Genomic DNA, 24,340 nt, shown 5'->3' on the forward strand with positions numbered 1-24,340 from the left:
GGGCTGCCGACGAAGGCGATCTGGATCACCATCGACAAGGATGTGCTCGGCCGCAGCGACGCCGTGACCAACTGGGACCAGGGCGACATGCCGCTTGCCCGGCTGCTCCTGGCCGTCGAGCGGCTGGCCGCGCAGTGCGATGTCCTCGGGATCGATATCTGCGGCGACTATTCCCGCGCCGTCTTTTCCGACCCCTTGCGGGCGACATTGGCCTATTTCGATCATCCGCCGCGCTTCACGCCCACGGCAGAGGATCTGGCGATCAATGCGCAGGTCAACGCCACCCTGCTGGATTGTTTCGAACGGGTGCTGCCATGAGCCTGTCGCTGATCCTCTGGTTCGCCTTCTCCGTGATCTGCGACGTCGCCGGGCAGCTTTGCCTCAAGCGCGGCGCCGACAACCTGCCCGAGGTCCAGGGCCGCGAACTGGCCATGGCGCTGCTCTGCTCGGCCTGGGTCGCGGGCGGCGTCCTGATCTACATCGTCGAGATCTTCGTCTGGCTGCGCATCCTGGCGGAAGTCCCGCTCTCCATCGCCTTCCCGATCGCCAGCCTGAATTTCCTGGGCGTGACGCTCGCCAGCCATGTCTTCCTCAAGGAATCCGTCAGCCGCCTGCAATGGCTCGGCGCGATCCTGATCACCCTGGGCGTCGTCGTCGTCGCCCGCACAGCCTGACGGAGCGACCGTGCCCCTCGCTGATCACAGCCTCCGCTTCGCCGGCAACCGCACCGGTTTCCTGCTCATCCACGGCCTGGGCGGAACGCCGGTGGAACTGCGCCTCGTCGCCCGGGCCCTGCACCGGAGCGGCGGCCATACCGTGCATTGTCCGCAGCTCGCCGGCCATTGCGGCAGCGAGGCCGATCTGCTCGCGACGAACTGGCAGGACTGGATCGCCAGCGTCGAGACCGCGCTCGACCGCATGAAGACACAATGCGACACGATCATCATCGGCGGCCTGTCCATGGGCGCGGTGATGGCGATGTACATTGCCGCCAAGCGCCCGCAGGACATCGACGGCCTGGCGCTCTATGCGCCGACGCTCTGGTATGATGGCTGGTCCATCCCCTGGTACAGCTTCCTGCTCAAGCTGCTGATCGATACGCCGATGGGCCGCCGCTTCCGCTTCGTCGAGCGCGAGCCCTATGGCATCAAGGATCCGCGCATTCGCGCGATGATCGTGCATGCGATGGGGCGCGGTGACAGCGCCGCCGCCGGCCTGCTCGGAACGCCGTCGGGCGCGGTCAAGCAGATGTGGGGGCTGATCAGGGAAACCCGCCGCAGCATGGGCACGATCAGGCAGCCGGCTCTCATCGTGCATGCGCGCGAGGATGACGTCGCAAGCCTGTCCAACGCAGTCCATATCCAGCGCCATCTCGGCGGGATCGTCGACACGGTGGTGCTCGACGACTGCTACCATCTCGTCACGATCGACCGACAGAACGACATCGTCGTCGAACGGAGCCTGGGCCTCGCGCAGCGCCTCACGGCCGCCTTCGCCGCCAGGGAAAGCGCGGGCGCCTGCGCCGTCGCCGCCGAATGAATACCCTGCGCACGCATATCGCCAGCCGCGTCGCCGAGATTCGTGCCGACGCCTGGGACGCCTGTTTCCCGGGCGAGGCGGAAAACCATGCCTATTACACCGCCTGCGAAACTGCCGCGCTCGCAAGCGGCGCGGAACTCGTCACCTCCGCCGCCTCTATCGAGCGCGATGGCGAGACGATCGCGGTCGCGCCGTTCTTCCTGATCGACTACCGGCTGGACACGCCCTTGCAGGGGCCCCTGCGCGCGCTCGGCGATTATCTGTTCCGGCATGCGCCGAGGCTCGTCTCGCTGCGGGTCCTGTGCGTCGGCTCGCCCTATGCGGAGCGTTGCCATATCGGCCTGTCGCCCGCGCTCGACGCGCAGGAGCGGCAACAGGCCCGGCTTGCCTTGCGGGAGGCGATCGACGCCCATGGCCGCAATGAGGGCGTCCACATCATCGCTTGGAAGGATCTCGCCCCCGACGATGCCGAGGCCTTCGAGGACATCCTGAAGAGCGATGGCTTCATTCGCCTCGGCAGCCTGCCGGTCGCGGTCCTCGATCTGCCCTTCGCCAGCGAGGCCGATTATCTCGCCGCGCTCTCGGCCGCGACGCGCAAGGATATCCGCCGCAAGCTCGCCAAGGCCGGAACTGTCAGGATCGAGATGCGCCATTCGATCGCCGACATCGAAGCCGAGATCGTCGCGCTCTACGAATCGACACGGGCGCAAAGCGGCCTCGACTATGGCGATCTCGAAAAGCTGCCGCCGGGCTACTTTTCCGGGATCGCCGCAGCGCTGGGCGAACGGGTGCTGTTCGTCCTGTACTGGGTCGGGACGACGCTTGCAGCCTTCAACCTGCTGCTGATCGAGCGCGAGCGCGTCATCGATAAGTTTCTCGGCATGCGCTACCCGCTGGCGCGCGAGCACAACCTCTACGCGCTGAGCTGGATGACCAATGTGCGGTACTGCCTCGCCCATGGCATCAGTCGGCTGCAGAGCGGGCAGACCGCCTATGCCTCGAAATTGCGCTTCGGCAGCCGGCTCGTGCCCTCGGTGGTCTTCTTCCGGCACCGGCAAGGCGTGCTGAACTGGGCCCTGCGCGCGATCAGCCCCTATATCGCCTTCGACAGGCTCGACCCTGACCTGAAAGCCCATCGCCTCCAACAGCACGCACAGGTGTCACCATGAGCGCCACTGAAATGCCGTCGACCGGAGTGCCCTGGCGCGCGCTCGTGATCTGGCCTCTGTTCATCGCACTCGATACGGGCACGCAGATCGCCTTCAAATGGGGGGCGGACGGGCTCGCCGACCTCGATTTCGGGCTGGCGATGATCGCCCGGGCCCTGACGCTGCCGGGCGTCTGGCTGGCGGCGCTCGGCTATGGCGGCACCTTCGTCGTCTGGATGATGATCCTGCGGACCACGCCGCTGAGCCGGGCCTTCCCGATGACCGGCCTGGCCTATGTCACCGTGCCGCTGCTCGCCTGGGCGGTGCTCGGCGAGCGCATCAGCCTCGTGCAGGCCGGCGGAATCGCCACGATCATCGCAGGCGTTCTTCTCCTGGGATCGGGAGAAACGGATGGGGACCATGCGTAGAGCTCTCTCCCTCGCCTTGGGCACCGTCGCCACCTTGCTCTTCGCGCAGATCGCCATGGCGGATTCGCTGACCGACATCATCGGCCGCTGGCGCGATTCCGACGGAGAATCCGAGATCGAGATCGCCCGCTGCGGTCCGGCGCTGTGCGGCACGATCGTCTGGCTCAAGCAGCCGCGCATCGACTCCGCCAACCCCGACCCCGCGAACCGGGGGCGCCCGCTTCTCGGCCTGCGCGTGCTCAGCGGCTTCAAGCCCGATCCCGCTGCTGCCACATTCAGCGGAGACGGCTATAACCCCGAGGACGGCCGCAGCTACAAGACCACGCTGGAGCTGAAATCGAAGACGACTCTTTCGATCAAGGGATGCGTGATGGGCGGGCTCATCTGCGACGACGACATCTGGACGAGGCGTCCATGAAGCGGCGCGCCCTGCCGCCTTTCCAGCCCGCGTCCAGCGCAGCTGGAGCGTTTTCGAGCGAAGTGGGCACCGGTTCGCGTGAAGAAAACGCGTTGAAACAAAATGTTAGAGCAATTGAACGATCCGATCGGATCGGAAATTGCTCTAGCGCGGGATGATCGTCTCATGATGCGAGCCCGCATGACGACACTGAGACTGCGGCTCGTGATCGGCTTTCTGCTGGTCAGCGTGCCGGCGATGCTGGCTTCGGCCTATGTCGCCGCACGGCTGATCTCGAACGCGTTCGAAAGCAATGTCGAGCAATGGCTCGGTGAAACCTCGCGCTACTTCAAGCTGGAGGTGCGCGAGGCGACGCTTGAGGCGCAGCGCGTCGCGAGCGTGATCGCAATGCGTCTCGAAACCGTGACCGAAGACGAGTTGCGGCATCCCACGATCATCGAGAACGACCTCGCCGTGCTGGGCTCGGTCGGTTACGACCTGATCGCGATCTACACCGACGAGCACGAGATGCTCTACGCCTCGCGCAACATCGTGGCCGCGGACACCCTGCCGAGACAGACCGTGCAGGGCATCTTCAAGATCGAAACCGACGGCAAGCACTACATCATGGCCGGCGCCGTCCAGACCGTGAAGCTGCTCGGCAAGACGGCGCATGTCATCGTCGGCACCTGGCTCGACGACCAGTATCTCGGCGGCATCAAGGTCGTGACCTCGCTCGATGTCAGGCTCTTCGCCGATACGGGCGCGGGCTTCGTGCCGATCCTGCTGACCCATTCCGCCGCCGCGGCCCGGCCGATTCCCCAGGCGATCCGCGACAAGCTCGAAGCCGGCGCCAAGACGATCTTCGACAGCCAGGCCGATGAAGGCGCCTATCGCGCGGTCTATACCGGCTTTCACGGCTTCGACGGCAAGCTCGTCGCCGTCGCCTTCATCGGGCTGACAAGCCGGGCCGGCTTCTTCGAGCAGATCGGCCGCTGGCGGCTTTTCGTCGGCATCTTCCTGTTCGGCTCCGCGCTTTCCATCATCGTCGGCGTCGCGATGTCGGGCATCCTGGTCAAGCCGTTGCGGGCGCTGACGCGCGGCGTCAGGTCGATCACCGCGGGCGACTACAGGCAGCGCGTACCGGCCCAGGGCGGCCGCGAGATCGCCGAACTTGCGACCGGGTTCAACATCATGGCCGAGCAGCTCGGCAAGGTTCAGGCCCTGGAGGCCGAACTGCGCCGGCGCGACCGCTTCTCGGCTCTGGGGCAGGCGGCGATGGTGATCGCGCATGAGGTGCGCAATCCGCTCGGCATCATCAAGACCTCGACCGAGGTGGTGCGCAACCGCGCCAAGCTCGGCCCCTCCGAGGATCGCATGCTCGGCTACATCATCGACGAGGTCCGCCGCATCGAGACGCTGGTGCGCGATTTCCTCGACTTCGCCCAGCCCAAGGAACCGAGCAAATCGGTGTTCCAGCTGCGCTCCGTGATCGACCGGGTCGCATCCTTCGCCGCGCCGGAGCTGGCGAAGCGCCATATCGCCCTCGATATCCAGGATGAGAGCAACGGCGTGCTGATCTCGGGCGATCCCGACCAGCTCCACCAGGCCTGTCTCAATCTCGTGCTCAACGCCATGGATGCGATGTCCGCGGGCGGTACGATCACCGCAAGCCTCGCCGTCGAGGACATGCAGGCGTCGCTGACGATTTCCGACAGCGGGCCAGGCATTCCCGCCGCCATCATCGGCCAGATCTTCAACCCGTTCTTCACCACCAAGGCCAAGGGCACGGGCCTGGGCCTCGCCAAGGTGCAGTCCGTCGCCGCCGCCCATGGCGGCACGGCGCGTTGCACGAGCCGGGAAGGGCAAGGAGCCTCCTTCACCATCGCCTTGCCCGTCGCTGCGCCCGATGCCCTGCCCGGCGGCGCGCCCAAGACCGGTGCGGAGAAGTCCGATACGGGGAAGACCGATGCGAGGGTGCCCTTATGACGCATACGATCCTCGTCGTCGATGACGAGACCCGCCTCGCCGACGTGCTGACCGCCGCGCTGGAGGATTTCGGCTACCGCGCCATCGCGGCCGAAAGCGCCACGGACGCGCTCGCGATCCTCGATCGGGAGCGGATCGATCTCGTTCTCACCGATCTGCGCCTGCCGGGCATGGACGGCCGGACCCTGATGCGCGAGGTGCGCCGGCGCTGGCCCGACATTCCCGTGGTGATGATCACGGCTTTCGCCGCGGTGCGCGACGCTGTCGAGCTCGTCAAGGAAGGCGCCTTCGACTACATCGCAAAGCCCTTCGAAATCGACGACGTCGCGGCGACGATCGGCCGGGCGCTGCGCCTGAGCGAGGTCGTGCGCGACAATGAACGCCTGCGCACCGAGCTCGAGGGCCGTTACAGCTTCGAGAACCTGATCGGCAACAGCCCGTCCTTTCGCAGGGTGATCGAACAGGTCACCGAGGTCTGCGAGACGCGCGCCACGGTGATGCTCAATGGCGAGAGCGGGACCGGCAAGGAGGTCGTGGCGCGTGCCATCCACTTCAACAGCCCCAGGCGCAAGCGCCCCTTCGTCGCGGTCAATTGCGCGGCGATCCCCGAGGCCTTGCTGGAGAGCGAGCTGTTCGGCCACGTCAAGGGCGCCTTCACCGGCGCGCTCGCCAACCGGGTCGGCCGTTTCGCCGCCGCCGATGGCGGCACGCTGTTCCTCGACGAGATCGGCGATATGCCGATCGCGATCCAGGCCAAGCTGCTGCGCGTCATCCAGGAACGCAGCTTCGAGCCCGTCGGCGGCAACCAGAGCCAGAGCGTCGATGTCCGCATCATCGCCGCGACCCATAAGGATCTGCGCCAGGCGGTGGCTGCGAACCAGTTCCGCGAGGATCTGTATTATCGCCTCAACGTCTTCCCGATCCAGCTGCCGGCCCTGCGCGAGCGGCGCGAGGACATCGCGATCCTGGCCGCGCATTTCCTGCGCCAGCTGGCCGAGAGCGTCGGCAAGCGCGTCATCGGCTTCACGCCCGGCGCGCTCTCGGCGATGAGCGGCTATTCCTGGCCCGGCAACATCCGCGAGCTGCAGAACTGCGTCGAGCGGGCCGTCATCGTCGCCAAATCGCCGACGATCGATGCACCCGACCTGCCGCGCGACCTGTTCGACGTGCCGGCGCGCCAGCGCGAGCTCGACGATCTGCCCCATGATCTCGACGCCGAGCTCGAGCAGATCGAGCGGCGCTTCATCATCGAGGCCCTGCGCCGCACCGACGGCAAGCAGGTCCAGGCCGCGCAACTGCTGGGAATTGCCGAGCGCAGCCTCTGGCACCGCATCAAGAAGCTCGACATCAAGGTCAATCGCCGCGTCGCCGAATGAGGCCCATGCAGGGGAAGGCGTTGGCCTGAGGGCGCCGATGTGTCATGCCCCTAGCGAAGTGTTACGGGAGTTTTCCGCTTGGCTCGTTCAACATTGCCGATGGCCCTGCTGGCTGGCCTCTGCGCCGCGACGAGCGGCGCGCTGGCGGCTGATCCCGTAGCCCCGGTCCTCAATCCCGAGCCCGCCTCCGGCTGGATCGTCTCGCTCGGCGGCACCGCCCAGCTCGGCCCGAAATATGACGGGGCGAGCAAGGCCGGCTTGTCCGGCATGCCCTCGATCAACTGGCGCCGCGCCGGCGAGGCCGCCAGCTTCAGCAGCCCCGATGACGGGCTCGACTACGCGCTTTATGAGACCAAGACCTTCAGTTTCGGCCCTGTCGCCAGCTTCCGCTCCGGCCGCTACAGCGGCACCGACGTCAAGCTCACCGGCCTGAGGGACGTGCCCTGGACGATCGAGGCCGGCGCCTTCGCCGAGTTCTGGCCGATCCAGGACCGCCTGCGCACGCGCATCGAGATCCGCCAGGGCTTCCACGGCCATCACGGCGTCGTCGCCGATCTCTCGGCGGATTGGGTCGAGAAATTCGGCGCCTTCACGCTTTCGGGCGGCCCGCGGCTTTCGCTGGGCGACAAGGCCTTCATGCGCAAGAATTTCGGCGTCAGCGCAGGAGAAGCGGCCGCGAATGGCTGGCTGACGGCGTACCGCCCCCAGGGCGGCCTCAAATCAGCCGGCGTCGGCGCGGCGCTCGACTATGACTGGTCCTCGGCCTGGAGGACGACCACCTTCGTCAAATATGAGCGGCTTCTCGATTCCGCCGACACTTCTCCGATCGTGCGCGTGCTGGGCCAGCGCGACCAGGTGACCTTCGGCCTGGGCGCGACCTATTCGTTCAAGGTCGGCGGCTGACGTCAGCGACTGACACACACGGCCTGATGCGGCCGCTCAATTCTCCGGGATGAAATCGGCGTCGCTGATCGTGAAATTGCCGCGGTCGCCGTCGCGCGGATTGATCGTGAACTCCAGCGCGCCGCGGCATTCGCCACGATCCTGGCCGCTATGGGCACCGCTGCAATAGCGTTCGAGATGGCTGACCGTTCGCGGCGGCATGCCGATGTCATCGAAGCGCACGCTGCCCGTGGCGTCGCTCGCCACGCCGCCCTTGGACGTCGAGAACCGCACGATCGTGACGTTTTCGACCCGGATGAACTCTCCCGCGGCCCGGTGGTCCCTGATCTTCGCGAGAGTGACGACGCGGGCCCCGTCCTGAGCGCTTGCCGCGCCAGCCAAAGCCATCAAGCCCGCAACAACCCACACCCGCATAACCGCCTCCGCATTCGAGCGGCGCGGGATGCCGCAGCAAGGCCTGAGTCGTCAAGGGTCATGCCCGTCGAGACGAGCGAGGCATGACCGAAGTTGGGGAAAATGGCGTCCCGGAAGGGATTCGAACCCCTGACCTACGGTTTAGGAAACCGTTGCTCTATCCTGCTGAGCTACCGGGACGCACGAAAAACCGTGTAGCATAATCGCCATGCCGGTGAAGCCTCTTCTCGTCGTTTTTGTCGTCGTGGCGGCGCCTTTCAGCGCGGCCAGGGCTGCCGCGCCCTGCACGCAGCTGCCGGCGGACGCGCCGAGCGTGCGGCTGGCCGGCGTCGATGCGGCCGGCGACCCCGTCCTGGCCGATGGCCGCAGCCTGCGGCTCGTCGGCATCGCGCCGCGCCAGACCGCGGCGGAAGCGGCGCGCTTCGCCAGCGAAATCGCACAGTGGCGCGAGCGCGAGCTGAAGCTCGTCATCCTGGCCGGGAGCGACCGCTGGGGCCGCTTGCCGGCGCGGCTGTTTGTGCCCGCCGAGGCCGCCGGTTCAGAACCGACGAACCTTGCCGCCGCCCTGCTGCGCAACGGCGCCGGGCAGCGCTTGCCGGAGGCGGCCTTTCCCGAATGCGGCGCGACACCGGCTGCGCGCCCCTCAGCCGCGCGCAGCCCGGCGCAAGCGGGGCCCGCTCTGGTCGGAGATGCCATCGACGGTCACGATATTGCCGCCTTGAAGGCGCAAGCGGGACGCTTCGTCGTGGTAGAGGGACGGGTGGCTTCCGTGGGCGAACGGGCGCAACGCACCTATCTGAATTTTTCAAGGCGGCGCGCCGAGGCCGGCGCGATCATGCTGTCGCGCACGCAATGGCGCGAACTCCAGGCTTCCGGCTGGACCGCGAGCGGTCTGACCGGTAAACGCGTGCGGGCACGCGGTGTGCTATCTGGACAGGATGGCACCCTGCTCGAGGCGTCTTCGGCCGCCGCCCTGGAGCTGATCGACTGACAGCATGCTGGCGTTCTGGCGACACGCATACCGCGCTCTTCCCAAGCGGCTCATCGCGCTGGCCTTGCCGGCCGCTCTGCTCGTGGCCTGCACCAACGACCAGAGCGCCCTGCTGCCGCAGCAGACCACCGGCGGCGAGCTGGCGCCGCGCGTCAACGCGATCCAGCGCGCCTCGGACAGCGAACATCAGCGGCTGCTGACGGCCTTCGGCGGCGAGTATCGCGCGCCCAACGCCCGGGCCGCGCTCGACGAGGTGGTCCAGCGGCTGGCCAAGGCGAGCGAGGGCCAGATCGGCGCCTATGAGATCACCATCCTGAATTCGCCGGTGGTGAACGCGTTTGCCCTGCCCAATGGCCGGCTCTATGTGACGCGCGGCTTGCTGGCGCTCGCCAACGACACCGCCGAGATCGCCTCGGTGCTCGCCCATGAGATCGCCCATGTCACGGCGCAGCACGCGGTCGAGCGCGCCGAGAAGGAGCTCGAATCCGCCCTGGTCAGCCAGGTCGTCTCGCAGGTGCTGAAGGATCCCGCCGCGGGCGCGGCGGTGCAGGCGGGCTCGAAGCTCTCGCTCGCGCGCTTCTCGCGCCAGCAGGAGCTGACTGCCGACCAGATCAGCGTGCGCAACATCTCGCGCGCCGGCTACGACCCTTATGGCGCCGGCCGCTTCCTCGCAGCGCTCGGCCGCAACACCGCCTTCCGCAATGCCGGCCAGGGCCAGAGCGCCGAGGACAAGCGGCTCGACATTCTCTCCAGCCATCCCGCGACGCCCGAGCGCGTCGCCGCCGTGACCGCCGGCGCCCGCCAGATCGGCGCGCCGGGCATCGGCGAGCGCGACGCCGCCCGCTGGCTCGCCGCGATCGACGGCATCGCCTATGGCGACGACCCGCGCGACGGCGTGGTGCGCGGCAAGCGCTATCTCAACAGCGCGCTGCGCATCGCCTTCACCGCGCCGGACGGCTTCAGCCTGGAATCGGCGCGCGACATGGTGATCGGCGTCAGCGCCAACGGCAACCAGGCGCTGCGCTTCGATTCAGTCAGCCTGAAACCGGGCCAGACGCTGGAAGCCTATGTCACCTCCGGCTGGATCGACGGCGTCGAGACCGGCGCGGTCGAGACCCTCGACGTTGCAGGCCAGCCCGCCGTCGTCACCACCGGCAGGGGCACCGACTGGACGTTCAGGCTCGCGGCGATCCAGGCCGGCGGGCGGGTCTATCGCTTCATCCTGGCAGCGAAGGGCGCAAGCGACCCGGAGCGGCCGATGCGTGCCGTGATCGACAGCTTCCGCGCCCTGACAGCGGCGGAAGCGCAGGCCGCCAGGCCGATGCAGATCCACATCGTCACCGCCGCGGCCGGCGACACCGCGGCCAGCATGGCGGCGCGCATGCCCGGCCTGGACCGGGCGCAGGAGCTCTTCCTGGTCCTGAACGGGCTGGATCGCAGCGGCCCGCTGACGCCCGGGCAGCGCTACAAGATCGTCGCGGAATAGCGACCGGCCGCGACGCTCTGATACTGACGGCCTTTAGAGTCCGTCTGGAACCTCCAGCCCTCATCCTGAGGAGCCGCGTCAGCGGCGTCTCGAAGGTTGCTCCAGAGGTTGCGGAGCCTCCTGGAGCATCCTTCGAGACGCCATTTCCTCGGAAATGGCTCCTCAGGATGAGGGCTCGCGGAGTGTCCAAACGAGGTCCTAGCGATGAGCGATGGCGTTATTCTTTGCCGTCATTCCGCGGCAGGCCGAAGGCCTGAGCCCGGAATGACGGCGCAGCCTCAGCCATAAGTCGCCGAAACGAAGAAACCCGGCGGTCGCCCGCCGGGTTTCTCTTAAACTCGCAGGGAAAGGAGCCTCAGGCGGCTTCTTCCTGGATGTCGTCATTGTCGCCTTCGATCTCGGCTTCAGCCTCGGCCGCCTCGCCCTTGGCGGCGCGGCGCGGCGATTTGGCGAGCTGGGCCTCGATCTTCTTCAGGGCCTCGGTCTCGGTGACGTCGTCGACGACGGCGATCTCGCGGGTCATGCGATCGACGGCCGCCTCATAGAGCTGGCGCTCGGAGTAGGACTGCTCGGGCTGCGCCTCGGAGCGATAGAGATCGCGCACGACCTCGGCGATCGCGACGAGATCGCCCGAATTGATCTTGGCCTCGTATTCCTGCGCCCGGCGCGACCACATGGTGCGCTTGATGCGCGCGCGGCCGGTCAGCGTGGTCAGGGCCTTGGTGACGCTCTCCGCATCGGCGAGCTTGCGCAGGCCGACGCTGGCGGCCTTGGCCGTGGGAACGCGCAGGGTCATCTTGTCCTTGGCGAAGCTGACGACGAAGAGCTCGAGCTTGAAGCCAGCGACTTCCTGCTCCTCGATCGCCGTGATCTGGCCGACGCCATGAGACGGGTAGACGACGAACTCGCCCGTCTTGAAACCTAGGCGCACAACAGCTTTCTTCACCATGGACATGCCGTTACGACTCCTGACCGGACCGCTTGACGCGGCTTGACGTTGTCCGCCTCCGGACGGGATGACCGGAGGCGCTCTGCCTGATGCGAACGGACCGATCATCAGGATCGGTCCAAATGCCTCACGCGTCCCTCAGCCGACCGTTTCATACGCACTCAAAGACAACGGACGACTTCGCTCCGGCAACGCACCGGGAGCTGGGATCGTTCGTATCGAAGGGGGCGCCCCGTTCGTGAAACCTCGCAGGGGCATGCGGAACGAATTCGACTGTGCTGATATGCATAGCACAAAAAACACGCCGAATCAAAGGTAAACGCGTTTTCACCTCGGCTTGGCGCGCAATGCAGCCAAGCAAGTCAGCACTCACCCCTGTTCAGGTGACGGCAGATTCAGTCGCCCTCGCCGGGATTCGGCGAGAAATGCTCTTCGAGCTTGCCGGCGACGCCGTCGAAGGCTTTCGCATCCGGCGGCGCGTCCTTCTTCTGGGTGATGTTGGGCCAGGACGAAGCATATTTCGAGTTGAGCTGCAGCCAGCTTTCGAGCCCCGGCTCGGTGTCGGGCTTGATCGCCTCGGCCGGGCATTCCGGCTCGCAGACGCCGCAATCGATGCATTCATCGGGATGAATGACGAGCATGTTCTCGCCTTCATAGAAGCAGTCGACCGGACAGACCTCGACGCAATCCATGTACTTGCACTTGATGCAGTTCTCGGTGACCACATAGGTCATGTCGTCCGTCCTTCTTCGTCCGCGCGCGGCCGCCTCATAAAGCGCCGAAGGGCGCGGGTTTCAAGGCCGTTTTCAGCCCATTCGGCAGTAGGAATTTCTACCCGGAGCGCCGCGCGGAGATGGAAATTCCCAGTACCGATCAGTGACAATCATATGTACACAAATGAATATTCAGCTTAGCCGCCCGGTTTCCCCTCGGCAAGCGACGGATCGTCGCGCGCCGCGCCGTTCAACGGCTCGTAGAGCAGCCGCGCCTCCTCGTAGGGACCGCGCCGCGTGCCCAGATCCAGGACCCGCACGACGAGCGTGGCATGCGGCAGCGCCAGGGTCAGCACGTCGCCGAGCTTGAGCCCATGCGCGGCGTTTTCGATCCTGCGCCCTTCGACCCTGACATGCCCATCCTCAACCAGGCGCACCGCAGCCGGGCGCGTCCTGGCGAAGCGCGCGAACCAGAGCCATTTGTCGAGGCGTTGCCGATCCTGCCGCAAGGGCCGCCTTTCCGTTCAGCGTCGTGGCCTCAGAGTCCTTCCGCGTTTCCCCGAACCGCGGAAAGACTCGATCTCCTTGTCTTATCCCGTTGTCTTCACGCGAAGCGGTGTCCGCTTCGCTCGAAAATGCCCTGGAATCGCCCGCTCACGTCTTGCGCCCCTCGAGCTGGGCCTTGAGCGCGGCAAGCTTGGCGAAGGGCGAATCCGGATCGGGCTCGCGCTCGGCCGGCCTCGGGCGCTGCGGCTGCTGGAAACGCTCGCCACCGCGATCCTCGCGACGCGGCCCGCCCGGCCGCTGATCGCGCTTGAACTCGGGCCGCGGGCCGCGACCCTGCTCGGGACGCCCGCCGCGTGGCGGCTGCCCCTGGCGCGGCGCATCGTCGCGCCGTGGTCCCCGCTCCGGGCGCGGCGCAGCGGGAGCCGTCTCGGCACCGGCTGCCGCGGCCACGGCCGGGCGATCCGGCCCACCCTCGCGCCGCCTGTCATCGGGCCGCCCGCCGCGGTTGGGCCTGTCGCCGCGACGACCGCCCGGCTGGCGTTCACCGGGCGCGCCCTCGCGCGGGGCGCCACGGCCAGCCTGTTCGGGCCTGCGCCCGCCCTGGTGGCGATGCGGCCGCCAGACCTCGATCAATTCCGGCTCGGCCGCTGGCGCAGGCGTTGCGGTCGCAGCCGCCTCTGTCGCCTCGGCAGCAGCCTCCGCCGGCGCTTGCTCAGCAGGCTCTTCGGCGGCGTCCGGCAAGGCCGACATCAGATCAGCGGGAACGGCCACGGGTTCCGGCTCGGGAGCTGGCGCCGCTTCGGTTTCCGCCGGGAGCGGCGCGACGGCCTCCGTCACCTCGGATACGGACGCCACATCCTCGGCGACAGAAGCGGGCTCGTCGGAGACGACGCCCTCCGCCGGTTGCTCGGCAGCCTCAGTGGCAACAACAGTCTGATCGACCTTGACCGGCTCCGGCTTCGGCGCCGGGGGCGCAGCCAACGGCACGGTGATGGCCGGGCCCGGACGCTTAACCGAGACATAGCCGAGCGAGCGCAGGATCGAGGCGAAATCCTCGCCGGCGCAACCGACGAGCGAGGTCATCGCGCCGGTGGCGACGAAACCGTCCTGGTCGGCGGCGCCGCTCGGCGGCGTGCCCTGGGTGAGGCCCGGGCGATAGGCGATCGCCGGCCGGATCAGATCGGCCAGGCGCTCCAGGATGTCGACGCGCACGGCACGCTCTCCGCAGACGCGATAGCCGGCAGCGCGGTAGAGCCCCTTGGGAACCGCCTTGTCGACGGCAAACGAGGTCCGGCCCGAAGCCGCGAGGTGGGCAATGTCGTCGAGCCCGCTCATCTCCGGCGAACCGTGCTTGAGGGCCCAGAGCTGGGCCGCGAGCGCGCGGGGTGCCGGCTTCAGCAGCGCCGGCACATAAAGATGGAACGCGCCGAAACGGATGCCCAGCTGGCGCAGGGCGGCACGGCCCTCCTGGTCGAGCGCCTTCATCTCCTCGCCGACCTTGGTGCGCTCGAGCACGCCGAGCGATTCGGCGACCTGATAGGCGATGCCGCGCGCGATGCCGGTCAGCGTCGCCGCATCCTCCAGCAACAGCAGCGCACCGAGCAGGCGGGTGACGTGATTCTTCAGCCAGAGCGTCAGGCGCGTCTCGACCTGCTCGCGCGCCGGCCCCGTCAGATGTTCCTCGACCAGCAGGCGCAGGCGCGGCTCGATCGCCTTCTCGCCCGCGACCAGGCGCGCCACCGGCTCGCCGACCCAGCGCAGCAAACCGTCATGCGACAACACGAAAGCATCGTCGCCGGCCAGAACGACGCGCGCGGCGCGCGCTTCGATCTCGCTGGCGAGCGCCTTCATCGCAGCCATATTCAGGGCTTTCGCCTCCGGCCCGCCGGCCTTCGGGTCCGCCGTGAAGCGAAACCCCTGCAGCATTCCGACGTGCTGGCCCTCGACGAGCACATCGCCCGCCGTGGTGACCTCAGCCTCCAACATGGTATTCTCCCGCAAACGACGCATCAGCACACTCGTGCGCCGATCCACAAAACGGCTGGCAAGCCTCTCGTGCAAAGCGTCCGACAGCTTGTCCTCTACAAGACGCGCCACCCCCTGCCAATGCTCAGGATCAGGCAACCAGTCGGGACGGTTGGCGACGAAGGTCCAGGTTCGCACCTGCGCGATGCGCGCCGACAGCGTATCGATCTCGCCATCCGTGCGGTCGAGCGCCGAAAGCTGGGCGTGATACCAGTCCAGATCGAGCCGGCCATGGCGCATCAGGCGCAGATAAAGCGTGGTCGCGAGGTCCGCATGCTGCATGGGCGCGATCTTGCGGTAATCGGGCAGTCCGCACACCTCCCAGAGCCGCTCGACCGCAGCACGCCCCTGAGCCAGCGCCTTGACGTCGGGGTCCTTCGCCAGGATTTCCAGCGTCGTCATGTCCTCCGCGATCAGCGCCCGCGTCAGCCCCGGCTCCGAAGGCTGGATATTGAGGCTGTCGAGCAAACTCTCGATCGAACGCTGGTCGAGATCGGTGTTGCGCCACTGCAACTGCCGAACCGGTTCGAAGCGATGGTTCTCGATCGCATCGACGAGATCGGCCTCGAAGGGCGGGCAACGTCCGCTGGTGCCGAAGGTGCCGTCGCGCAGATGCCGCCCCGCCCGCCCCGCGATCTGGCCGAATTCGGCCGGGTTGAGCTTGCGGACATGATGGCCGTCGAACTTCTTGTCCGCTGCGAAGGCGATATGGTCGACATCGAGATTGAGGCCCATGCCGATCGCGTCGGTCGCGACGAGATAGTCGACATCGCCCGACTGGTAGATCTCGACCTGCGCATTGCGTGTCCGCGGCGACAAGGCACCCAGCACCACGGCCGCCCCGCCCTTCTGCCGGCGGATCAGCTCGGCGATGGCGTAGACCTCCTCGACCGAGAAGGCGACGATGGCCGAGCGCGGCGGCAGCCTGGTGATCTTGCGGTCGCCGGCGAAGAGCAATTGCGACAGGCGCGGGCGCGTGACGACGTGGACGCCGGGGATGAGCTGCTCGATCAGCGGCTTCATCGTGCCGGCCCCGATCAGCATGGTCTCGGCCCGGCCGCGCCGGTTCAGGAGCCGGTCGGTGAAGACATGGCCGCGATCAAGATCAGCGGCGAGCTGGATCTCGTCGATCGCGACGAAATCGACCGCAAGATCGCGCGGCATCGCTTCAACCGTGCAGACCCAGAAGCGCGGCCGCTCCGGCTTGATCTTCTCCTCGCCGGTGACGAGCGCTACAGCCTCCGCGCCGACCTTCTCGACCACGCGGCTGTAGACCTCGCGCGCCAGCAGCCGGAGCGGCAAGCCGATCATGCCTGTCGGATGCGCCACCATCCGCTCGATCGCCAGATGCGTCTTGCCGGTGTTGGTGGGGCCGAGAACCGCGGTGACGCCGTTTGCACGGACGGAGCGAGGCAAGGGACGAGCTGAAATCAAAACGCGACCGATCGTGACCGCCCGCCCCGCCATCCGGCGCGCGGCTGCGCCGGACGGTCTCGGGGCGACGACGAGGCATCAGGGGATAGAACGAGTCCTGAACGAAGCAAGCCCGAATCGCTGACTCGGCCTGAATCCGGTTTCGTTCCCGGCACGGTATCGCGGCTCAGGTGAACGCGACCACCCCATCTGGAATCGAAGCACCGGCATCGTCTGTCCTCTCGCGCGGCTGACGCGGCCCTGGGCCGTATCGCGCCTTCAGCCTATTTAGGTCTTTCCCGCGCCGAAACGAGAGGGTGCGCCGCCACGATGGTCAAGATCGCCGTCGATTCGGTCTGGCGTGATCAGCCGAAGACGTCGACGAACACCTCGGCCGCCTCGTCGGGCGCCTCGACATGCACGAAATGCCCGGCGCTTTCGCAGAAGGTGACCCTGGCCTCGTCGAAATGCTCCGGCACGAAAGCCGCCCATTCCGATTTCAGGATCGGGTCATGCCGGCCCCAATGTACCCGCGTCGGCTGGTGAATCCGCACGGATGGCGGTGCGTGGCCGTCGATCGCCGCCAGCCGCAGCGCGTTCTGGCTGCGATACCAGTCGAACCCGCCGCGCAGATTGCCGGGCTTCATGAAATTATCGACCCAGACCTCGAAGGCCGGCTCGAAAGCGTCCTTGCGGTGGCACCAATGCGTCAGGAAATGCCCGAGATAGAGCGAGCAGGCCTCGCGGCTCAAACCCACCAGCGCCTCGGCCAGGCCGAGCTGCTGGAACGACTGGTACCAGACCTCGTTGACATGCCCGTCATGGACCCAACGCCCGCCGACGCTCGCTGTGGGGCAATTGAAGAACAGCAATCGCTCGACCGCCTGGGGATGCCGGCGCGCCAGCGCCTGCGCCGCATAGGCCCCGACATCATGGCCGACGACGCCCACCGCATCGAGATCCAGCGCATGCAGCAGCGCCGCCATGTCGTCGGCATGGCAATTGGCGCCGACATCGCTGCGCGGCGCCGCTGACTTGGCGCTGTCGCCAAAACCGCGCAGATCAGGCGCGATCAATCGGAACTCGCCATGCAGGCGATTGATCAGCGGCAGCCAGGTCGCCCAGAACTCCGGCCAGCCATGCAGCAACAGGACAGGTGGGCCATCGCCGATCTCGGCGACATGCAGCGTGGTGTCGCGGACAACGATCTGGCGATGGCGCAGACCCGGCGGAGCGGTGAAATCGGCGGTCATGGCGTCTTTCTGGCGCAGGCAGTAGCGTCAGCGTAGCGCCGGCTCCGTCGCCGCCGCAATCGGCTGGGGAGCATGACGCCCTTGCGGCGCCGGTTCTCCACAGGCGGCTCGAGCGCATTCGCCCGCACGCAGCGCGCCGAGAGCCGGATGACTTCGGATGGCATCACCAAGTGATCCCATCTCAAATCTGAATCCGCCTCTCATCAAGACGTTAGAGCAGGATCGGCGCAAAAGACCGGTTCCCACTTTTTCGCATCCTGCTTGAGCCTCAATTTCCGGCAGTGCTCGCCGTCACGCCGGGGTCGACCTTCAAGCTCGAGGCTTCGACCACGGCGGTGCCGATCATCGTCTTCACCGAAATGCGCACCGGGACCATCACATTCGTCCCCGCCACCGGCGCGAGCCAGACGCTGATGTCCTTGTTCTCGGCCATGAACTTGGTGCTGGGCCGCAGCGCCCTGTGGCCGGCGATCGGCACATAACGCACCTGGCAGATCGCAACCGGGCCGCCATAGCCGTCCAGCTTGACCTCCCGGGAGCCGGCATAGCTCATCTTGATGTCATAGCGGGCCGCCCCGTCGAAGATCGGCAGCGTGCGGTTGCAGGCGCTCGCGCTGCCGCCCTTGCCGTCGACAGGCATCAGGAAGGCACTGAGCGGATCCAGGATATTGCGCTTGTGGCTGTCCGTCAGCGGTACGCGGTCCGGCTTGAAGTCGATCGGCGGAACGATCTCGATCGCCTGGACATTGCCGCCGCCGAGCGCCATGCGCACGGTCCGGCTCTCGCTGGAGCTGGCGGAGCTGATCGCGAAGGTCGCCGCCATCGGCTTGCCGCCATTGATATTGCCGGTCGCCGCGCCCGAGCCGCGCCCGCCGGTGAAGCCGCCGACCAAGCCGGTCAGCTTCGCCACGATGTCGAGCTTGTAGCCGCTGGAATCGATGCCGCCGCTGAGATTCGCCGTGCCGAGCGTCAGTCCCAGCAGCGAGACCTGGTATTTCGCGTCGAGCGAGGCGGCCTGCGCCGGCAGACTCGTCGCCGCCAGCATCGCGACAAGGGACAACCCGGCCAGGGACGGCGCGATGGCGGGTTTCATCCGTTTCCTCCGAGCTTCGGGTATGATGTGCAATGCACTGCGAATCGGTCTGAATCGTGACCTGTTTCGCGGCATTTGGCGAGCCGCGCGCCGGTCCGACCTCTTTCTCCCGTTGCCGTCGGCCGCAACGCGCCGCTATCGGCGAGTTCTCCTTGACGCCGCCGCCTGCCTTGGCTATGGAACCGCGACTTCAATTTGACTTCCGGTGCTCATGTCCGGCACGTCGCGTGTCGGCATTTTTGTTTGAGCGAACCGGTTGCAGCAAGGAACGATGACATGGCCCGCCGTTGCGAACTGACCGGGAAAGGTACCCTGACCGGGCACCTCGTCAGCCACTCGAACCGCAAGACCAAGACGGTTTTCCGTCCCAACCTCGTGCAGGTCACGCTGCAGTCGGATGCGCTGGGCCGTTCGGTTCGTCTGCGCGTCTCGGCCAATGCCCTGCGCACGGTCGACCATCGCGGCGGCCTCGACGCCTTCCTGGTCAAGGCTCCGGCCGCCGACCTTTCGGCTGGCGCCCTGACCCTGAAGCGCGACATCGAGAAGAAGCTCGCCACCGCCTGAGCGATCGAGTCCTTCGCGATTGAATGAAGCGGCCGGAAGGCCGCTTTTTTCGTTTGAGCTGAGGCCCCGCCATTCGCAGACGCAGCCCCCGGGTCCGATCTTCGATCGGCCCAAGGATAAATTCCGCGGAAATCCGAGACGCTCTGCCCGGAGGGTCCTCCTTCAGAGATGGTCGGGGCAAGCCCGACCATGACGGCAACTGCTCAAGCCAGCTCGAATTCCAGCAGGATCGTCCGCTGCAGGAACGAGAAATTATCGTCCGAGATCAGCGTCAGGATCGTCTTGCCCTGCTCCAGATGGACGGCCAAGCCCTCCATATTGTCGATCTCCTGGCCGAGATCGGCCTCGATCAGATAGGGGCCGTCGAGCACCGCTCCGGGCTTGATGCCTGCCCCGGCGATCCGGCGGATGCGCATGCCGACGCCGCGCAGCGGCCGATACCAGCGCTCCAGCACCAGCATGTCGCCGCCGGGCAGGAAGGCGAGATCGGTGATGTCGAAGCCGTCATGGCGCGCGAGCTGGAACAGGCCCGGCTGCCGGCCGCCGAGGATGATGCCGAGCGTCGGATCAAGCTCGCCGCCCGAGCGCTCGGCGATGGCGACGAGCGCGCCCGCAAGCGGATGGCCGGTTGGCGCGACGCCGATCGCCTCCAGCCCGCGATTGCTCGGCAGGCGCTTGACCTCGCGCGGCACCGGCACGATGCGGGCGCGCGACGCGACGCCCTCTTTCGCCCAGTCGAAGCGCAGGATGTCATGCGTCCGCTCGACGCCGATATAGGCGACGCCGTCCGCGATCGTCAGGCTCTCCGTGTCGTAATAGCGCGAGCGGTGCAGCGGCTTGCCGGACGCCCCGAGGATGGGCGCAAGCTCCGCCCCTTCGAGCGCAACGATACGGCCACCTTGCGAGCGCGGCCTCGCCGTCAGCCAGAAGCCATTATCGGTGATGGAGACAAGCTCAACCCCGCCCGGTGAGCGCCACAGTCCGGAAAAACCGCCAAAACGCGGATGGTTTGCGGTCAGGACGAGCCCGCCGCGGAAGTTCAACTGGCCGAAACGCGTCTTCTCGGGGCTGCGCGGCTCGAACGCCTTGATCGGACGCGCCGAGATCGCAATCGGAATGAGCGGCTGCTCGGAGGATTGGGCGAGAGTGGGCGGAGCCAGGCCGAGCGAGGATATCCCCGCGAGCGCTTGGCGACGAGTCAGACGCATCAGAGCAAGGCGATGACGGCGCGGGGAACCCCTCTCCTGTAAGGAGAGGGGCAGGGGTGAGGTGTCGGCCCCTGGACCAGTTGGTTTCGCATCTTACAGCGAGGTAGCCGTGGGGTCGCCGCCAAGGCGTCAAACGGCCGACCCCTCACCCTGCTCTCTCCCTTCGGGAGAGGGTTCCCCGCGCGTGCCAATGCAGCCGGCGAGGTTTTCACTGCAGCCGCCGCGCCCCGCGCGATTTCGTCGCCAGCCCGCCATCCTCCTCGAAGAGCTCGGCCAGCTTCTCGGTCATGACGCCGCCCAGCTCCTCGGCATCGACGATGGTAACGGCGCGGCGGTAATAGCGCGTGACGTCATGGCCGATGCCGATGGCGATCAGCTCGACCGGCGAACGCGTCTCGATTTCGGCGATGACATGGCGCAGATGCCGCTCGAGATAATTGCCGGCATTGACAGAAAGCGTGGAATCATCGACCGGCGCGCCGTCCGAGATCACCATCAGGATCTTGCGCTGCTCGGGCCGCGCCAGCAGGCGCTTATGCGCCCAGTCCAGCGCCTCGCCGTCGATATTCTCCTTGAGCAGGCCCTCGCGCATCATCAGCCCGAGATTCTTGCGCGCCCGGCGCCAGGGCGCATCGGCTGCCTTGTAGATGATGTGGCGCAGGTCGTTGAGACGGCCGGGAGCCGCCGGCTTGCCCGATTGCAGCCAGGCCTCGCGCGAAAGCCCGCCCTTCCAGGCCCGGGTGGTGAAGCCCAGAAGCTCGACCTTGACGCCGCAACGCTCCAGCGTGCGCGCCAGGATATCGGCGCAGGTCGCCGCGACCGTGATCGGCCGGCCGCGCATCGAGCCGGAATTATCGATCAGCAGCGTCACCACCGTATCGCGGAAATTCACGTCCGATTCCTGGCGGAAGGAAAGCGGCTGGTAGGGATCGATAATGATGCGCGGCAGGCGGGCGGGATCGAGCGCGCCCTCCTCCAGATCGAACTGCCAGGAGCGGTTCTGCTGCGCCATCAGCCGGCGCTGGAGCCGGTTCGCGAGGCGAGCCACGACGCCTTGGAGATGGGCGAGTTGCTTGTCGAGATAGGCACGCAGCCGCGTCAGCTCCTCGGCGTCGCAGAGCTCCTCGGCCGTGACGACCTCGTCGAATTTCTGCGTATAGGCCTTGTAGTCCGTCACCGGGCGGTCGTTCGGCTTGCCCTCGCGCGGACGCGGCGCTTCGCCGGCTTCCTCGGACTCGGAATTCTCGTCCTCGTCCTCCCAGTCGCCGGCCGGCGCGTCGGTCGCCTCCGAGGCGCCCTCCTGCAACTCCTCGGTCGCGTCATCGCTGACCTCGACCTCGGAACGCTCGCCCTGGCTCTCCTGCTCGGCCTCGCCGTCCTGCTGCTGCTGCTCGTCGGAGGACTGGTCCTGGTTGTCCTCGTCCTGCTCGTCGTCCTGGCCCTGGCTGGTCTGCTCGGCCATGTCGAGCGAGGCCAGCATATCGCGCACGGTACGGGCGAAGGCGCGCTGATCCTCGACGGATTTCGCCAGACGGTCGAGATCGGCCCCGGCCTTGGCCTCGATCTGCTCGCGCCAGAGATCGACCAGCTTCTCGGCAGCCTTGGGCGGCTTCAGCCCCGTCAGGCGCTCACGCACCATCAAGGCGAGCGCATCCTCCAGCGGCGCGTCGGCGCGGTCGGTGATCTCCTCATAACGCCCGCCGCGATGGTAGCGGTCCTCCAGCATGGCGGTGATGTTGCCGGCCATGCCGCTCATCCGGCGCGAACCGACGCATTCGACGCGCGACTGCTCGACGGCGTCGAACACAGCGCGCGCCGCATCACCTTCGGGCGCGGCGCGGCGATGCACCGTCGCGTCATGGCAGGCGAGCCTGAGCGCCATCGAATCGGCATGGCCGCGCAGGATCGCGACATCCTGGGCGGTGAGCTTGCGCGGCGGCTCGGGCAGGCGGGCGCGCTCGCCGACGAGCGAGGGTTTGTCGGCCGCGAAGACGATCTCCATCTCGGGCTTGCGCGCGATCGCCTTCATCGCGCCGGAGATGGCGCGCTTCAGCGGCTCCGCTGGCGCTTCCTTGGTCTGGCCGGGCTTGCGATTGGAGATGCTCATAGCGCCTTCGTGAAGTGATGAATGCGATGACCGGCTACCGGATAGTCCTCCATCCGGCCGCATTCGCGATAGCCCAGCCGAGGATAGAAATCCGGGGCCTGCAGGCTCATCGTGCTCAGATAGACGCCGCGCGCGCCATGGTCCCGCGCGGTCTGTTCGGCCTGCGCCACCAGCGCCTCGCCAAAGCCGGCGCCGCGACGGCTCCCATCGACCCAGAGCAGGTCGACATGAAGCCACTCCCATTTCAGCTCGCCGACGAGCCCGCCGACAATCGCCCCGCTCTCGTCGCGCAGGCTGATCGCGAGCGGCTTCGTATTGCGCGGACCGATCTTCGCCTCGTTAAAGGCGGACAGGCCGCGCAGAACCGCGGCGCGGGTCTCGTCCTGGTCCGGTTCGACGACGATCGCGACCATCTTCGCTCCTAGCGCGAACGCCCATCATACAATGTCGGCTGCAGCTCGGCCGGCTCGACGCCGCTCAGGCAGCGCGCATTGATCGCGACCATCGGCGTACCATCCGGCAAACTGGCGCGCGCGAAGGATTCGATGCCGCAACTCTCGCAGAACAGATGCTGGATCTTCTGCGTGTTGAAGCGGTACTCGGTCAGTGCCTCTTCTCCCTTCAACAGGGTGAAGGCCTGCGCCGGACTGAAGGCCAGCACCGAGCCGCGGCGCTGGCAATAGGAGCAGTTGCAGGTGATCGTCTTGTCGAGATCGACTTCGACCTCATAGGCGACGCGGCCGCAATGGCAGCTTCCCTCGTAGCGCGCGCTCCCCATGACCGGCCGCTCCTGTCAGCTCAGCACCACGTTCACCGCGCTCTCCGGCAGCTCCTTGCCGAAGGAGCGCTGGAAGAACTCGGCCACCAGCGTGCGCTCCATCTCGTCGCATTTGTTCAGGAACGTCACCCGGAAGGCGAAGCCGATATCGCCGAAGATCGCGGCGTTCTCGGCCCAGGTGATCACGGTACGCGGGCTCATCACGGTCGAGAGATCGCCGTTCATGAAAGCGTTGCGGGTGAGATCGGCGACGCGCACCATCTTGTTGACGATGTCCTTGCCCTCCGGCGTGGCCTGATAGTGCTTCGACTTTGCGAGCACGATCGCGACTTCGTTGTCATGGGGCAGGTAGTTCAGCGTGGTCACGATCGACCAGCGGTCCATCTGGCCCTGGTTGATCTGCTGCGTGCCGTGATAGAGGCCCGAGGTGTCGCCGAGGCCGACCGTATTGGCGGTGGCGAAGAGGCGGAAGCAGGGATGCGGGCGGATGACGCGCTTCTGGTCGAGCAGCGTCAGCTTGCCGGACTGCTCGAGCACGCGCTGGATCACGAACATCACATCGGGGCGGCCGGCGTCGTATTCGTCGAAGACCAGCGCGATGTTGTTCTGCAAGGCCCAGGGCAGGATGCCGTCCTGGAACTCGGTGATCTGCTTGCCTTCCTTCAGCACGATCGCGTCCTTGCCGACGAGATCGAGCCGGGAGACGTGGCTGTCGAGGTTGACGCGCACGCAGGGCCAGTTCAGGCGAGCGGCAACCTGCTCGATATGGGTCGATTTGCCGGTGCCGTGATAGCCCGAGATCATCACGCGCCGGTTATGCGCAAAGCCGGCCAGGATCGCGATCGTGGTGTCGCGGTCGAAGCGGTAATCCGGATCGAAATCGGGAACATGCGCCTCCACCTTGGAATAGGCCGGCACTTCGAGGTCTGAATCAATCCCGAAGGTCTGACGCACCGACAACTTCATGTCGGGAAGGCCTTGGGTGGTCGTCGTCGTCATCTGGCTTGTCTCCGGGCATGGGACAGGTCCGGGAGAGGACCGGTTGTCCCAAGAGCCGAC

Annotated in this window: 23 protein-coding genes, 1 tRNA gene and 1 pseudogene; 12 read left to right on the plus strand and 13 right to left on the minus strand. The window is 66.9% G+C overall.

From position 1 onward, the window contains the following. The 9 genes and pseudogenes from CYD53_RS30250 to CYD53_RS11980 form a co-directional block, all read left to right on the plus strand. A pseudogene (locus tag CYD53_RS30250) lies at positions 1–318 on the plus strand (arginase); the annotation flags it as partial. After that, a complete protein-coding gene (locus CYD53_RS11945; RefSeq protein ID WP_092171629.1) occupies positions 315–674 on the plus strand; it encodes an EamA family transporter in 360 nt (119 codons plus the stop codon). The pseudogene CYD53_RS30250 and the gene CYD53_RS11945, both read left to right, overlap by 4 nt. A 10-nt stretch (positions 675–684) precedes the next feature. Continuing rightward, complete coding sequence (locus CYD53_RS11950; RefSeq protein ID WP_103718330.1) at positions 685–1,539, plus strand: alpha/beta hydrolase; 855 nt, start codon at positions 685–687, stop codon at positions 1,537–1,539. Then, positions 1,536–2,708 carry a GNAT family N-acetyltransferase gene (locus CYD53_RS11955; RefSeq protein WP_103718331.1) on the plus strand — a complete coding sequence of 391 codons (1,173 nt, stop codon included), beginning with the start codon at positions 1,536–1,538 and terminating at the stop codon, positions 2,706–2,708. The genes CYD53_RS11950 and CYD53_RS11955 overlap by 4 nt, the downstream gene beginning before the upstream one ends. Further along, the gene (locus CYD53_RS11960) at positions 2,705–3,115 is read left to right on the plus strand and encodes an EamA family transporter (RefSeq protein ID WP_103718332.1); all 411 of its coding nucleotides are present in this window, start codon (positions 2,705–2,707) and stop codon (positions 3,113–3,115) included. Before CYD53_RS11955 ends, CYD53_RS11960 begins: the two co-directional genes overlap by 4 nt. After that, positions 3,108–3,533, plus strand: a complete 426-nt coding sequence (locus CYD53_RS11965) for a DUF2147 domain-containing protein (RefSeq protein WP_181011828.1) — start codon at positions 3,108–3,110, stop codon at positions 3,531–3,533. The genes CYD53_RS11960 and CYD53_RS11965 overlap by 8 nt, the downstream gene beginning before the upstream one ends. Positions 3,534–3,713: 180 nt before the next feature. Further along, on the plus strand, positions 3,714–5,501 hold the full coding sequence (locus CYD53_RS11970; protein ID WP_181011829.1) for a sensor histidine kinase: 1,788 nt from the start codon (positions 3,714–3,716) through the stop codon (positions 5,499–5,501). Next, complete coding sequence (locus tag CYD53_RS11975; RefSeq protein ID WP_103718335.1) at positions 5,498–6,877, plus strand: sigma-54-dependent transcriptional regulator; 1,380 nt, start codon at positions 5,498–5,500, stop codon at positions 6,875–6,877. Before CYD53_RS11970 ends, CYD53_RS11975 begins: the two co-directional genes overlap by 4 nt. A 78-nt stretch (positions 6,878–6,955) precedes the next feature. Continuing rightward, entirely contained in the window at positions 6,956–7,780 is an 825-nt protein-coding gene (locus tag CYD53_RS11980) for a MipA/OmpV family protein (RefSeq protein ID WP_146055905.1), read from the plus strand. 36 nt (positions 7,781–7,816) lie between these two features. Here the strand turns inward: CYD53_RS11980 and CYD53_RS11985 are convergent, their stop codons facing one another. Together CYD53_RS11985 and CYD53_RS11990 are read right to left on the minus strand one after the other, a co-directional pair. After that, positions 7,817–8,194: a hypothetical protein gene (locus tag CYD53_RS11985; RefSeq protein WP_146055906.1), complete on the minus strand. Its 378-nt coding sequence runs from the start codon at positions 8,192–8,194 to the stop codon at positions 7,817–7,819. A 103-nt stretch (positions 8,195–8,297) separates the two neighbouring features. Continuing rightward, a tRNA-Arg gene (locus CYD53_RS11990) sits at positions 8,298–8,374 on the minus strand. Between the two features lie 28 nt (positions 8,375–8,402). Here CYD53_RS11990 and CYD53_RS11995 point away from each other — a divergent pair. Then, a complete protein-coding gene (locus CYD53_RS11995) occupies positions 8,403–9,185 on the plus strand; it encodes a hypothetical protein (RefSeq protein WP_103718338.1) in 783 nt (260 codons plus the stop codon). Between the two features lie 4 nt (positions 9,186–9,189). Further along, on the plus strand, positions 9,190–10,671 hold the full coding sequence (locus tag CYD53_RS12000; RefSeq protein WP_103718339.1) for a M48 family metalloprotease: 1,482 nt from the start codon (positions 9,190–9,192) through the stop codon (positions 10,669–10,671). A gap of 355 nt (positions 10,672–11,026) precedes the next feature. Here the strand turns inward: CYD53_RS12000 and CYD53_RS12005 are convergent, their stop codons facing one another. From CYD53_RS12005 to CYD53_RS12030, 6 genes are all read right to left on the minus strand, one after another. After that, positions 11,027–11,626 carry a CarD family transcriptional regulator gene (locus tag CYD53_RS12005; RefSeq protein WP_092171656.1) on the minus strand — a complete coding sequence of 200 codons (600 nt, stop codon included), beginning with the start codon at positions 11,624–11,626 and terminating at the stop codon, positions 11,027–11,029. Positions 11,627–12,015: 389 nt separating this feature from the next. Beyond that, the gene (gene fdxA, locus CYD53_RS12010) at positions 12,016–12,354 is read right to left on the minus strand and encodes a ferredoxin FdxA (protein WP_103718341.1); all 339 of its coding nucleotides are present in this window, start codon (positions 12,352–12,354) and stop codon (positions 12,016–12,018) included. A 176-nt stretch (positions 12,355–12,530) separates the two neighbouring features. Continuing rightward, positions 12,531–12,842: an RNA-binding S4 domain-containing protein gene (locus tag CYD53_RS12015; protein WP_103718342.1), complete on the minus strand. Its 312-nt coding sequence runs from the start codon at positions 12,840–12,842 to the stop codon at positions 12,531–12,533. A gap of 145 nt (positions 12,843–12,987) precedes the next feature. Beyond that, on the minus strand, positions 12,988–16,296 hold the full coding sequence (locus CYD53_RS12020; protein WP_103718599.1) for a helicase-related protein: 3,309 nt from the start codon (positions 16,294–16,296) through the stop codon (positions 12,988–12,990). Positions 16,297–16,643: 347 nt separating this feature from the next. Beyond that, on the minus strand, positions 16,644–17,531 hold the full coding sequence (locus CYD53_RS12025; RefSeq protein WP_103718343.1) for an alpha/beta fold hydrolase: 888 nt from the start codon (positions 17,529–17,531) through the stop codon (positions 16,644–16,646). A gap of 268 nt (positions 17,532–17,799) precedes the next feature. After that, on the minus strand, positions 17,800–18,624 hold the full coding sequence (locus CYD53_RS12030; RefSeq protein ID WP_245928209.1) for a DUF3108 domain-containing protein: 825 nt from the start codon (positions 18,622–18,624) through the stop codon (positions 17,800–17,802). 276 nt (positions 18,625–18,900) lie between these two features. On the opposite strand from CYD53_RS12030, the gene rpmB reads away from it, so the two are divergent. Beyond that, a complete protein-coding gene (gene rpmB, locus CYD53_RS12035) occupies positions 18,901–19,188 on the plus strand; it encodes a 50S ribosomal protein L28 (RefSeq protein ID WP_103718345.1) in 288 nt (95 codons plus the stop codon). A gap of 203 nt (positions 19,189–19,391) precedes the next feature. Here the strand turns inward: rpmB and CYD53_RS12040 are convergent, their stop codons facing one another. The 5 genes from CYD53_RS12040 to cobS all read right to left on the minus strand — a co-directional run bounded on the left by CYD53_RS12040 (position 19,392) and on the right by cobS (position 24,280). Continuing rightward, positions 19,392–20,396 (minus strand): esterase-like activity of phytase family protein, encoded by a 1,005-nt coding sequence (locus tag CYD53_RS12040; RefSeq protein ID WP_103718346.1) that lies wholly within the window; start codon positions 20,394–20,396, stop codon positions 19,392–19,394. 208 nt (positions 20,397–20,604) lie between these two features. Continuing rightward, positions 20,605–22,503, minus strand: a complete 1,899-nt coding sequence (cobT, locus tag CYD53_RS12045) for a cobaltochelatase subunit CobT (RefSeq protein ID WP_103718347.1) — start codon at positions 22,501–22,503, stop codon at positions 20,605–20,607. Continuing rightward, entirely contained in the window at positions 22,500–22,916 is a 417-nt protein-coding gene (locus CYD53_RS12050) for a GNAT family N-acetyltransferase (protein WP_103718348.1), read from the minus strand. Before CYD53_RS12050 ends, cobT begins: the two co-directional genes overlap by 4 nt. An 8-nt stretch (positions 22,917–22,924) precedes the next feature. Beyond that, on the minus strand, positions 22,925–23,281 hold the full coding sequence (locus CYD53_RS12055; protein WP_103718349.1) for a GFA family protein: 357 nt from the start codon (positions 23,279–23,281) through the stop codon (positions 22,925–22,927). Positions 23,282–23,296: 15 nt separating this feature from the next. Then, positions 23,297–24,280, minus strand: coding sequence for a cobaltochelatase subunit CobS (cobS, locus tag CYD53_RS12060; protein WP_103718350.1), 984 nt, complete (start codon positions 24,278–24,280; stop codon positions 23,297–23,299). Positions 24,281–24,340 lie beyond the last annotated feature (60 nt).

Origin of the sequence: Allobosea psychrotolerans, from assembly GCF_002917105.1 — a bacterium.
Classification (GTDB): domain Bacteria; phylum Pseudomonadota; class Alphaproteobacteria; order Rhizobiales; family Beijerinckiaceae; genus Allobosea; species Allobosea psychrotolerans.

Coding starts and splice junctions, on each gene's coding strand:
- CYD53_RS12055 (WP_103718349.1), bottom strand. CDS start 23,281: ATGGGGAGCGCGCGCTACGAGGGAAGCTGCCATTGCGGCCGCGTCGCC.
- CYD53_RS12050 (WP_103718348.1), bottom strand. CDS start 22,916: ATGGTCGCGATCGTCGTCGAACCGGACCAGGACGAGACCCGCGCCGCG.
- cobS (WP_103718350.1), bottom strand. CDS start 24,280: ATGACGACGACGACCACCCAAGGCCTTCCCGACATGAAGTTGTCGGTG.
- CYD53_RS12030 (WP_245928209.1), bottom strand. CDS start 18,624: ATGAAACCCGCCATCGCGCCGTCCCTGGCCGGGTTGTCCCTTGTCGCG.
- CYD53_RS12040 (WP_103718346.1), bottom strand. CDS start 20,396: ATGCGTCTGACTCGTCGCCAAGCGCTCGCGGGGATATCCTCGCTCGGC.
- CYD53_RS11975 (WP_103718335.1), top strand. CDS start 5,498: ATGACGCATACGATCCTCGTCGTCGATGACGAGACCCGCCTCGCCGAC.
- CYD53_RS11985 (WP_146055906.1), bottom strand. CDS start 8,194: ATGCGGGTGTGGGTTGTTGCGGGCTTGATGGCTTTGGCTGGCGCGGCA.
- CYD53_RS11965 (WP_181011828.1), top strand. CDS start 3,108: ATGCGTAGAGCTCTCTCCCTCGCCTTGGGCACCGTCGCCACCTTGCTC.
- CYD53_RS12000 (WP_103718339.1), top strand. CDS start 9,190: ATGCTGGCGTTCTGGCGACACGCATACCGCGCTCTTCCCAAGCGGCTC.
- CYD53_RS12005 (WP_092171656.1), bottom strand. CDS start 11,626: ATGTCCATGGTGAAGAAAGCTGTTGTGCGCCTAGGTTTCAAGACGGGC.
- CYD53_RS11995 (WP_103718338.1), top strand. CDS start 8,403: ATGCCGGTGAAGCCTCTTCTCGTCGTTTTTGTCGTCGTGGCGGCGCCT.
- fdxA (WP_103718341.1), bottom strand. CDS start 12,354: ATGACCTATGTGGTCACCGAGAACTGCATCAAGTGCAAGTACATGGAT.
- cobT (WP_103718347.1), bottom strand. CDS start 22,503: ATGAGCATCTCCAATCGCAAGCCCGGCCAGACCAAGGAAGCGCCAGCG.
- CYD53_RS11945 (WP_092171629.1), top strand. CDS start 315: ATGAGCCTGTCGCTGATCCTCTGGTTCGCCTTCTCCGTGATCTGCGAC.
- CYD53_RS11960 (WP_103718332.1), top strand. CDS start 2,705: ATGAGCGCCACTGAAATGCCGTCGACCGGAGTGCCCTGGCGCGCGCTC.
- CYD53_RS11970 (WP_181011829.1), top strand. CDS start 3,714: ATGACGACACTGAGACTGCGGCTCGTGATCGGCTTTCTGCTGGTCAGC.
- CYD53_RS11955 (WP_103718331.1), top strand. CDS start 1,536: ATGAATACCCTGCGCACGCATATCGCCAGCCGCGTCGCCGAGATTCGT.
- CYD53_RS12025 (WP_103718343.1), bottom strand. CDS start 17,531: ATGACCGCCGATTTCACCGCTCCGCCGGGTCTGCGCCATCGCCAGATC.
- rpmB (WP_103718345.1), top strand. CDS start 18,901: ATGGCCCGCCGTTGCGAACTGACCGGGAAAGGTACCCTGACCGGGCAC.